Consider the following 11,073-nt stretch of genomic DNA (forward strand, 5'->3'; position numbering starts at 1 on the left):
TCCTGAAAATTTAGCATCGTTAAAGATATTAACACCATCTGCCGCACTAGCACTTACACTTAATCCACCGATTATTAATGGCAATGTTGCCATTGAGAGTAACATTTTTTTCATTTTTTTTCCTTTGATTTCGAGATAGTCATCTCTACAAAAAGTAACGAATTAATCTTTGCAGAGATGACTATTATGTTTTAATTTGTTTTTCTTGTAAAATAGATAAAGAGACCGAGCGTAACTATAAGTATGCCAACACCACTGATAAGATAAAGTGCATACAACATCTGATGATAATCAGCTATCGCAATTTTAAATACTACCATTAAGGATTCAATAAGTAGAGCAATGATAATAGTGATAGAAAATTTCACTAAAACTTTATACTCTGTGTTGCTATTTTTTGCGTAACTTTTAAAAACAACTTCTTGTTCCATAATTGTTTTTGCTAAATCAAAGATTGCTAATCCTAGCGTTATAGCGATGACAGGTTTAAAAATGGATTCTATCGAAAGTGCTAGTTGTGTAAAAATAGAATTAAATATATCAAAGAGTGCATAACCTACTGTAAAAAGAGCAAGTATCATCAAGATACCAGCTGTTAATGTATAAAAAGACTTATTAATGAAATTAAATTGCTTTTGTATTTCAATTAATCCTAGTCTTTGTAATAGTTTTGCAAGATCAAAATCTAAAAAATATATTTTTCCGTTTTCTTTTTTTGCAACAGTAATACAGGTTACACGAGTTGCTGAACTCACATATGGTTTAGATACCGATACTTCTTTGCTACTGATATTTAATTTTGAAATTAGATACTCCCTACTCATTCCAATCTCTGTTTGTATCGCTTTATCTCTATATATATTTGAGGATGTTTGCAAATAGCTTTTTTCATCACAAACATATATTAAATCTAAAGATGGAAATACATCAAATAATTCTTCAAAAAGGTTACTCTCTTTATCACTCAAACTACCTACATTTTTAATTGTTTCATTCAGAAAATTTTCTATAACATTGGCGTTGTTGTTATAAGTATCCATAAATTCTTGCATATTTTTTCCTTGCTAACGAAGAACTATTCATCCTCTTTTGCGAATTTTTCATATAAGAAACTGAGGACTGCTTCACGGCATCGTATGTATTCAGGGTTATGTTGCAGAGCAACTCTATCTCGAGGTCTTGGAAGATTTACTTCTAAAATTTCGCCAATAGTTGCAGATGGTCCATTTGTCATCATAATAACTCTGTCACTTAGTAATACGGCTTCATCAATATCATGCGTAATGATAATTACAGTATTTTTAACTTTTTCTTGAATACGCATTAAATGCTCTTGTAAGTTGGCTCGTGTGAGACTGTCAAGTGCACCAAATGGTTCATCCATAAGCAAAATTTTTGGTTTAATCGAAAGTGCCCGGGCAATTCCGACACGCTGTTTCATTCCACCACTTATTTCATCTGGTAGTTTGTCTTTTGCCTGATCAAGGTTTACCATGGAGATAAACTTTTCAACACGTTCTCGTAGCTCTTGTGAAGAAAGTTCTGGCATAACTTTCTTTACAGCCATTTCTATATTTTGATATACACTAAGCCATGGCAATAATGAGTGGTTTTGAAAGACTACGGCTCTTTCAGGACCAGGACCTTTGACCTCTTTATCTTCTAGAAAAATATTTCCATTTGTTTGTGCATCAAGTCCGGAAATCATGTTAAGTAAAGTACTTTTTCCACACCCACTATGTCCTATAATAGATACAATTTCATTTTCTTTGATGTTAAGATTGACATCTGTAACGGCTACATAGGGATCTTTTCCAGGTATTGGGAAAACTTTTTCAATGTTTTCTAGATGTAAAAATTTATCATTCATTATGCTCTTCCTTTGTTTGTATAGTCAAAATAGTTTGAAATTTGATTCATCATCATGTCAAGAATCCATCCAACGACACCAACGATGATGATACCAATGATAATATTTGGATAATTTAAGTTGTTATACTCATCCCAAATCCAAAATCCAATACCGATACCTCCCGTTAACATCTCTGCTGCTACAATAACAATCCATGCAATACCTAAAGAGAGACGCATTCCTGTAAACATATAAGGAACTGCAACTGGCAATATGATTTTAAAAACTTGTTCCATTGGCGTAAAGCGTAACACTTTTGCCACGTTCATATAATCTTCACTAACGTTTTTAACACCTAGTGCGGTATTAATAATTATAGGCCATATCGAAGTTACAAATATAGTAGCAATAGCTGTAAAATTAATATCTTGAAATATTAATAAAAACAGAGGTAACCAAGCAAGTGGTGAGACTGGTTTTAATATTTGTATAATAGGGTCAAAAGCATATTGTGCATTTTTACTCATACCAATGAGCAAACCAAAAGGAACTCCGATTAAAATTGCTAAGGCAAAACCACCAAATACACGTTTAAGGGATTCCGCTACTTGCCAAAATAAACCTTTATCATCTTCATTATTTACGTAAAAAGGGTCTGTTAGTACACCTTCAAGTTCATCCCCATCACTGTTCACACCACCAAACGCAGCCACATACGTATCTGCAGGTGTTGGAAGATTTTCAACAATATGTGCCAAGCCGTTCCATAATTGTATAATAACGAATAATACGACTATTGGGAGCAGTAGTTTTTTTAAAATTTCACTTTTCATTCTATTCCTTTATTTATTTTTATATTTAGAAGTGCCTAGTCTTTACCTAAGGAGAATTTTAAAAAAATGATTTTTTTTACTAGACACTTCTAAATATAAGACAGATCTTTTATTATCTATCTTATATATTTTTAGATTATTTTGTAACAAATTTTGGATCAGCACAACCAGCTGGTCCATAGTTACATTCATATTCTGGTTGTACAGTTTTGAGTGTACCCTCCCATGTGTTGAGAGCTTTGAGCTCTTTTTGTGTTACTTTTGGGTGAGTCACTTTAAAATTATAAATATACTCTACTGCGTAATTAGGGTCATAGACTTTTCCATCCATAAATTTATTATATTTTTGTACACCATCTTTTTTCCATGGAGATTGAGGAATTTTATATCCAATTTCTTTTGCAACTTCAGCAAAAAGGTCTGGTCTATAAACAGACTCTATTGTCTTTTTCATATCAACTGCTTTGTTGAGCTGTCCCCATCTATACATTTGTGTAATAAACCACATTCCATGAGAATAAAATGGATAAGCGGCATAATCATTTGCAAAAACATTAAACATAGGGTTTGGTACAGATTTGTCACCTTTTACATACTGAAAAGTTCCTGTCATAGATTTCTCCAAGACTTTTACTGGTGCATATACATACTGCTTTTTGCTTAATATTTTAGCAGCTTCTTTTCTATGTTCCCAACTTGTATCTAGCCACATTTGTGCTTGAATGATTGATTTCATCACGGCTTTAGTTGTTTCGGGATATTTTTTTACAAAATCAGCTCTTGCTTGAAGCACTTTTTCTGGATTGTTATTCCAAATATCGTAATTTGTAACTAAAGCACTTCCTTTTTTTGCCATAACAATTCTTTCATTCCAAGGTTCTCCAACACAATATCCTGCAATATTCCCTGCGATAAGGTTTTGTGGCATTGTTGGTGGTGGAAAAGGTTTGATTGTTGTATCACGATCAGGATCGATCCCGCTTGCTGCCATCCAGTATCGTATCTCATAGTTATGTGTTGAAAATGGACCAACCATACCAAAACTAAGCGGTTGATATTTTGAACCTTCTTTATTTTTACGTGAGTCTATATATTTTTTTAGTGATTCGCTTGTTACAGGTCTCTTTTTTGGGTTAAGTCCGTATTTTGTCATATTCTTGACTAGTTTATTACCAAAGGTGATTGCATTTCCATTGTAATCTAAACTCAATAGTGCCTCAAGATGAGCATTACCCATAACGCCTAGTGTTGCGGCGATTGGCATCCCTGCTAGTGCATGTGAAAAATCATACTGCCCATTGATAACTTTTTGTTGAATACCCGGCCAACCAGCACCCTCTTTAATAACTCTTACATTTAAGCCATTTTTTTTGAAAAAACCTTTCTCTTTTGCAATAACAATTGGAGCACAGTCTGTTAATGCAATAAAACCAATATTTACATTTTTCTTTTCTAAATCAGCCATTAATGAAGAAGCAACTATTGATATACCTATTCCTAAACCTACAATTTTCTTTAGCATTTTCAATCCTTAAAATTTTACTTATTAATGTTACGAAAGAATTATATCAGTTAAATGCTTTTATGATATACATTTGATTGTATAAAAAATAGGCAACTGTTTTAATGATATATAAAATGATAAAATATCATCTCCATTGAAAAATAAATTTTTCATAACATATGAGATTTATGTAGGGGTGTTTTCTTTCATTCTACATTTATGATTCTGAGTATTTTTGGAGTGCAAACAGACTCTTCCTTGATTGTATTGCAAGGCAAAAAGTATCTTGCTTGTTTTGATATGCTAGATAAAGAATCAAATATGATATAGTTACATATAAGGTTGTAAAGATGAATTACCAAGAAATACTTGACGAAATAGCACAAGATATACGACCATTGTTGAGTGAGGGAAAGGTGGCTGATTATATCCCTGCTTTAGCTGAGGTAAAGAAAGAACAGTTTGCCATGACACTAACACTTTTTGATGGGACTCAAATAAGTACAGGATGCAGTGAAAAACTTTTCTCAATTCAGAGTATTTCAAAAGTTTTTACATTTACGCAGGCTTTAAAATATTATGGGGTAGAACTTTATAAGCGCATAGGAAGAGAGCCTTCAGGTAATCCTTTTAATTCTCTTGTACAGCTAGAATATGAACATGGAAAACCAAGAAATCCTTTTATAAACGCAGGAGCTATTAATGTTACTGATGCCTTAATCTCGTCAGCTGGAGAGCGAGCGTATGAGAATCTTCTGACCTTTATCCAATCCATAGCGAATGACAAAACAATAACTTCAGACAATAGAGTCGCAACATCGGAAATGCAACATGGGTATAGAAATCTAGCTTTGGCAAATTTGATGAAGAGTTTTGATAATCTTCATAATGATACAGATGAAGTGGTGAAAACCTATTTTAAACATTGTGCCATTGAGATGAATACACAAATGCTCTCACGCTCTATGCTTTATCTTGCAAATTATGGACGTGATCCTCTGAGTAATCAAGAATACATCTCAAAAGAACAGGCAAAGCGGATAAACGCAGTAATGCTAACTTGTGGGCATTATGATGCTTCGGGAGATTTTGCTTATAGAGTTGGATTGCCTGGAAAAAGTGGGGTAGGTGGTGGCATCGTTGCTGTTGTTCCTAAACAAATGGGCATCTGTGTCTGGTCTCCGGGACTTAACGCTCAGGGAAACTCTCTTGTTGGCACCAAAGCCCTTGAGCTTTTTACAACACGTACAGGTCTTTCTATTTTCTAATATGCAAAAGATACAATTACCTATATTTCAAGTTTTAGATCAACTCAAAGATGCATTGACGCAAAATAATAAAGCTATCTTGCAAGCACCTCCTGGTGCAGGAAAAAGTACTATGGTTCCCATCTCTTTGTTAGATGAAGCTTGGCTTGAGAAAAAAATGATAATCATGCTCGAACCTAGGCGGGTTGCGGCTCGTATGGTTGCTAGGCAAATGGCAAAACTTTTAGGTGAAAAACTTGGTGAGCGTGTGGGGTATCAAGTCAAGATGCAGAGTGTTAAAAGCCATAAAACGCAGATACTTGTTGTAACAGAGGCAATTTTAGTGCGGATGATTCAGTCTGATGAGACACTTTCCGGTGTTGCCCTCGTCATTTTTGATGAATTTCATGAACGAAATATTTATAGTGACCTCTCATTAGCTCTTGCTTTGCAAGTACAAGACATCATCCGAGAAGATTTAAAAGTGCTTATCATGTCAGCGACGCTAAACGCAGTAAAACTATGTGAACTTCTTGGTGATGTTCCTGTGATTACTTCTGAGGGTAAAAGTTATGATGTTGCGATGCATTATCTTGACATAAAAACAAAACAGCCAGATGCTAAAACACTTCATACGGCTACGCTAAACGCAGTAAAGCATGCCTATAACAATGATAGAGGTGACATTTTAGTCTTTTTAGCTGGTGTGCGTGAGATTCAAAAATTGCAGACTGCTTTAAACGCAGTGATAGACTTAGATGAGAGTGTTGTGTTGCCCCTTTATTCTGCTTTGGAAAAAAAGGAGCAGGATTTGGCATTAGAGCCTTTAGAGAAAAGAAAAATTATTCTTGCAACAAATATAGCACAAACTTCTTTGACTATTGCAGGAGTTCGGGTTGTAATAGATAGTGGAGTTGAAAAACTTGCATCGTATAATACAGCTTCAGCTATGAATCATCTTGATTTAGCTTTTATCTCTAAAGACTCCGCTACACAAAGAGCAGGGCGAGCAGGAAGAACAGCGAACGGGAAATGCTACAGACTTTGGCATGAGAGTAAGATCTTACAAGAGAGTACAAAACCAGAAATTCTTCGCTCAGATTTGAGTGCAACACTTTTAGATTTGGCTTTATGGGGTGTGGAGGATTTTAAAGAATTGCAATGGATGGATATTCCTAGTCAAAAGAGTATTGACGCTGCAAAAGAAGTACTACAAGAGTTGCAAATGTTAGATGAAAATTTTAAGATTACTGCGTTTGGTAAAGATGCACTTTCACTTGGTGTGCATCCGAGGTTTGCTTATATGATACTCAAAGCAAATGATTTTGCTTATGCTTATGAAGCATCGCTTCTTTGTGCGATTTTAAGCGAGAAAGAGATACTTAAAGCTGCGTTTAGAGAGAGTGATCTTGCTACTCGTTTCATCTTGCTATATGAAAAAGAGTTTGATAATGCACATCTGAATCGCTTTAGAGCCAAAGAGGTACTCAAACAGGCAGAATTTTTCTATAAAAAGCTTCAAAAGATAAAAAAAGTTAAGCAAAGAACAAAGCCATTTTCACAAGAAATGTTAGGAGTTTTACTTTTGTTGGCATATCCGGATAGATTAGCAAAACAAAGAAGCAAAGATGATAACCGTTATATACTTTCAAATGAAAAAGGGGCGATACTACATTTTGAAGAGTCCCTTTTTAATGAACCCTATCTTGTGGTAGCCAAGTTATTTGCAAAATCCCATGAAAGTATCATCAACGGGGCAGTTCGCATAGATGAACAATACTTAGAAAAGTATTTTTCTCATTTGATTGAAACAAAGGAGACTATACTTTTTAATAAGGAGACACAAAAAATAGAAATACGTCAAAACAGATACTTTTTAAAACTTCTTCTTGACTCCAAGCCAATGCCAAGTTCTGCTGTGCATGATTATAAAAAACTTTTTTTAGAGTTACTAAAAAGTGAAGGCTTAGATATGCTTCATTGGAGTAAAAAGGCTATAAGCCTTCGTCAAAGAGTTGCGTTTATCAATCTTCATATGCAAGGCAAAATAGCAAATTTAAGTGATACTGCGTTGCTTGAGAATTTAGATCTTTGGCTGGCTCCTTACATTGAGGGTATTAAAAGTATAAAGGCATTGCAAAGTCTTGATATGTATAAAATTCTGCTTTATTCTCTTTCGTGGCAAGAACAACAAGAGTTAGACAAGCTTGCTCCAATGAGTATTAAAGTCCCTAGTGGTTCAAATATTTTCATAGATTATACAGAGCCAAACAAACCTTCTTTATCTGTTAAAATTCAAGAAGTTTTTGGTCTGAATGAAACACCGAAGATTCTAAACACAGTGGTTCCACTACAGATTCAATTACTTTCACCTGCGATGCGACCTATACAAATTACCTATGATTTGAGGAGTTTTTGGGAAAATTCTTATGCTGAGGTAAGAAGTGAGCTTAGAGGAAAGTATAAACGTCACTACTGGCCAGAAAATCCCTTTGAGGCAGTAGCAACAAGTAAAACGAAGAAAAATATGTAATCTAAGCGAGACTTAACAGTGGAGTAAGTTCTGAGAAAACGACTGCACGTTTTGAGATGTCACTTGCTAACATTTTTTCAAGGAGTATGCTGATATTTTCATCGATGTCTGGTACTAGTTTTTGAATACTTTGTAGTTTTTCTCTTGGATTTTCATTTGTAAATCTGCTATAAGCAGAGTAAGGCTCTTGTTTTGCAAGGGCAAAATAAATTTTTCGTCCAAGTTCAAAGAGTTCAAACTCCTCATTTTTACCAGTTTTAACAACTTTGTTAATATCAAAGTCTATGCTTATATTTTTTGCTCTGAGATAAGCTTGTAATTGCATATAAAAACCAATGTAAGCATGAGAATATTCTCTTAATACCCTATCGTGAAAATTTTCAAAAGATTCATTTTTTAAACGCAGCTTTTTATACTCAAGCATGAGCGTTTCGACAAAGTAGCGTGCAAATCGCAGTGGGGCAGATTTGATAACGGTGTAACCATTTTTACCTTCACTGACAATCTTGCCTCCGATGGTAATATGAACACCATCTTCAGTTGTGCCATTTACTTTAGCTTTACAACCCTCAAATCCTATGTCACCTATCTCATGTGTTCCACAGCCTTTCACACAGGCTGACCAGTACATTCTTACTCGACCAGATTCTAGTGGAACCGCCGTGCCTAAATATGTAGACATTGCGATGGCATCTTCTTTGTTCTCAATAACACCAAAAGAGCAGTGTTTTGTTCCGGCACAAGCAACAATGTTGTTAAAGTAAGGAGTATTTACATTTTTATATTTGTTGAAAAATTCATTTTGTAAAAATGTATTTGTATCTTTTACACCTAAAATATAAATATTTTGCTCAACACTAAATCTGATTTCTCCATTACCATGCTCTTCACTTAATTGGGCTACTTTGATAAGCTCACTTCCTGCGAAAATTCCTGAGGGGACAATGACTTGTACTCCAAAAGAGCCATCACGAAGTTGGACTTTTCCATGTTCTGAGTCTACTGGATTTATTTGTGTCATAGTCTCGCCAGCACTTGCAAAATCAATGCTTGCAACCTCACGAATCGCTGCAGCAATCTCAGGCATTCCGACAGCGTCGATAAGGAAGTGAAGTCTATTTTTATTTCTATTGTCTCTAAAACCATACTTCTTAAATATTTCGACAAGTGCACCATAGGCCTTTAAAACCTCTTCTTCATTTGCTAAAAAGATGTCAGCATTCTTGGCAATCATTCCGACTCTACCACCAAGGAACATATTGTAGCCATAGATTCCATCTTTTTGTGCAAGAACTAAAGAACAATCATGTCCAAAAATATTACATCTATTTGCAAGTGAACCTGAAATTCCAGTATTGAACTTTCTTGGAAGTGTAGAAATCCACTCTGGATTTTTTAAAAAGCTCTCTTCAATTTTTTTTAGCAGAGAAATAGAAGGAAGTACATTATCAAAGCCATCTTTGTCGAGTGGATCGGTTACGATATTTCTAAAGTTATCTACGCCTGTTTGGTAAGAAGTAAGTCCAACTTCTTCAAGTCCATGTAAAATTGCAGGCATATCTTCAATATTTATAAATCGTAATTCAATTTGTGCTCTTGTTGTAATGTCAATATAGTCTTGACCAAACTCTTTTGCGATTTTTCCGATTTTTCTTGCCTGCATCGCATTGAGATGGCCACCTTTTACTCGAACACGCATCATAAACTGTTTAGGCGTTAATCCATCTTTATCAAAGATGCCAAAACATTTAAGAAAATATTTTTTATCTTCATCTGGAATTGAATCATATCCTGCTTTGGCATATTCAGCTATTTGTTCAAAAGCTTGCATAGGATCTTTAAGCTCTTTTACTTTTTCAATTTTATTTACTTTTTTACTTCTAGCTTCGTATGCTTTTTCTAATATTTCTATTTGCAAAATATTCTCCATTATTTAATTATATTCTTCCACCGGCAGCAACACCCCAAGTAGTTCTCCATCTAGTTTTTACTAGTGAAATACCCATGATAGCTACAAGAACAACACCTGCAAAGATCATGAATCCTGCAGAGTAACCATCAAATGCACCTTTACTCCAACCAAGCGTTTTAATAAGTGCTGTACCACCAAGTCCACCAGCAGCTCCAATGATACCTGTCATAATTCCTATATCTTTACCAAATCTTTGTGGTACAAGTTGAAACACTGCTCCATTTGCCATACCAAGGTTAGCCATGATAAGAAAAAGTACAACGATTGCTACCCAAAACGGTAGAACAATTGTTGCATTAAGGATTGCAAGTAAAGCAACAGTTCCAAAGAAAAAGTAGAGTGATTTTACTCCACCAAGCTTATCTGCTACTGCTCCACCTACTGGTCTTAATACTGCACCAGCAAAGATAGTAAGTGCTCCAAAGTAACCTGCGATTACTTTTACATTTGGTTCATTGAAGACATCCATACCAAAACTACTCATATCAGCTTGGTACGTGTTCATAAGATAAACTTTCATGTACCCTGCAAATCCAACAAATCCACCAAAACTTACAGCGTAGAAAAGGTTAAACCACCATGTGTCTTTATCTTTTAGAAGTTTACCATAATCTTTAAGTTTTTTAGGACGTGGGGTGTAAACCTCTTTTGGTGCATCTTTAGCTAAGAAAATGTACGTGATAAAAATTAAAGTTGATAATGCTCCACCAACTAGGAAAACTGCTTGCCATCCCCAAATCTCTGCAATTTTTGGAGCAAAAAGAAAGTCTATAACAACACCAATATTTCCAGCACCGGCAATACCAAGAACAACACCTTGGAGTTTTGGTGGATACCATTGACCTGCTTGTGGTAGTGCTACTGCAAATGATGCTCCCGCAAAACCTAAACCAACAGCAACAACAAGAAGTTCATTGTATGAAATATGTTCACCTCTAAAATAAGCATAAAATAGAACTGAAATAACAACGCCTTGTGCCATTAATGCTGTTTTTTTAGCACCAAACTTATCAACACCAAACCCGAGTAAAATACGTAGAAGTGCTCCTGCTAAAATAGGAATAGAAAGTAGGGTTGCTTTTTGAGAAGGGTTCATAACAAAACCACTGACAGCGTGTAGTGATTCACTTAT

General features: G+C 35.0%; 8 protein-coding genes. 2 read left to right on the forward strand and 6 right to left on the reverse strand.

Going from position 1 to position 11,073, the window contains the following annotated elements:
* Positions 1-191: 191 nt before the first annotated feature.
* The 4 genes from MV052_RS06385 to MV052_RS06400 all read right to left on the reverse strand — a co-directional run bounded on the left by MV052_RS06385 (position 192) and on the right by MV052_RS06400 (position 4,207).
* Positions 192-1,052, reverse strand: a complete 861-nt coding sequence (locus MV052_RS06385) for a PDC sensor domain-containing protein (RefSeq protein ID WP_297442095.1) — start codon at positions 1,050-1,052, stop codon at positions 192-194.
* Between the two features lie 23 nt (positions 1,053-1,075).
* A complete protein-coding gene (locus MV052_RS06390; RefSeq protein WP_297442097.1) occupies positions 1,076-1,870 on the reverse strand; it encodes an ABC transporter ATP-binding protein in 795 nt (264 codons plus the stop codon).
* A complete protein-coding gene (gene ntrB / locus MV052_RS06395) occupies positions 1,870-2,685 on the reverse strand; it encodes a nitrate ABC transporter permease (RefSeq protein ID WP_297442099.1) in 816 nt (271 codons plus the stop codon). The genes MV052_RS06390 and ntrB overlap by 1 nt, the downstream gene beginning before the upstream one ends.
* A gap of 136 nt (positions 2,686-2,821) precedes the next feature.
* Positions 2,822-4,207: a CmpA/NrtA family ABC transporter substrate-binding protein gene (locus tag MV052_RS06400; RefSeq protein WP_297442101.1), complete on the reverse strand. Its 1,386-nt coding sequence runs from the start codon at positions 4,205-4,207 to the stop codon at positions 2,822-2,824.
* A 332-nt stretch (positions 4,208-4,539) separates the two neighbouring features.
* On the opposite strand from MV052_RS06400, the gene MV052_RS06405 reads away from it, so the two are divergent.
* The gene (locus MV052_RS06405) at positions 4,540-5,457 is read left to right on the forward strand and encodes a glutaminase (protein WP_297442104.1); all 918 of its coding nucleotides are present in this window, start codon (positions 4,540-4,542) and stop codon (positions 5,455-5,457) included.
* A gap of 1 nt (position 5,458) precedes the next feature.
* Positions 5,459-7,969, forward strand: coding sequence for an ATP-dependent helicase HrpB (gene hrpB, locus MV052_RS06410; RefSeq protein ID WP_297442106.1), 2,511 nt, complete (start codon positions 5,459-5,461; stop codon positions 7,967-7,969).
* Between the two features lies 1 nt (position 7,970).
* Here hrpB and MV052_RS06415 read toward each other — a convergent pair whose 3' ends face one another.
* On the reverse strand, positions 7,971-9,887 hold the full coding sequence (locus MV052_RS06415) for a ferredoxin--nitrite reductase (RefSeq protein ID WP_297442108.1): 1,917 nt from the start codon (positions 9,885-9,887) through the stop codon (positions 7,971-7,973).
* 19 nt (positions 9,888-9,906) lie between these two features.
* On the reverse strand, positions 9,907-11,073 hold a 1,167-nt coding region (locus MV052_RS06420), incomplete at its 5' end, for an MFS transporter (protein WP_297442110.1).

This window comes from Sulfurimonas sp., assembly GCF_026988655.1.
Classification (GTDB): Bacteria; Campylobacterota; Campylobacteria; order Campylobacterales; family Sulfurimonadaceae; genus Sulfurimonas.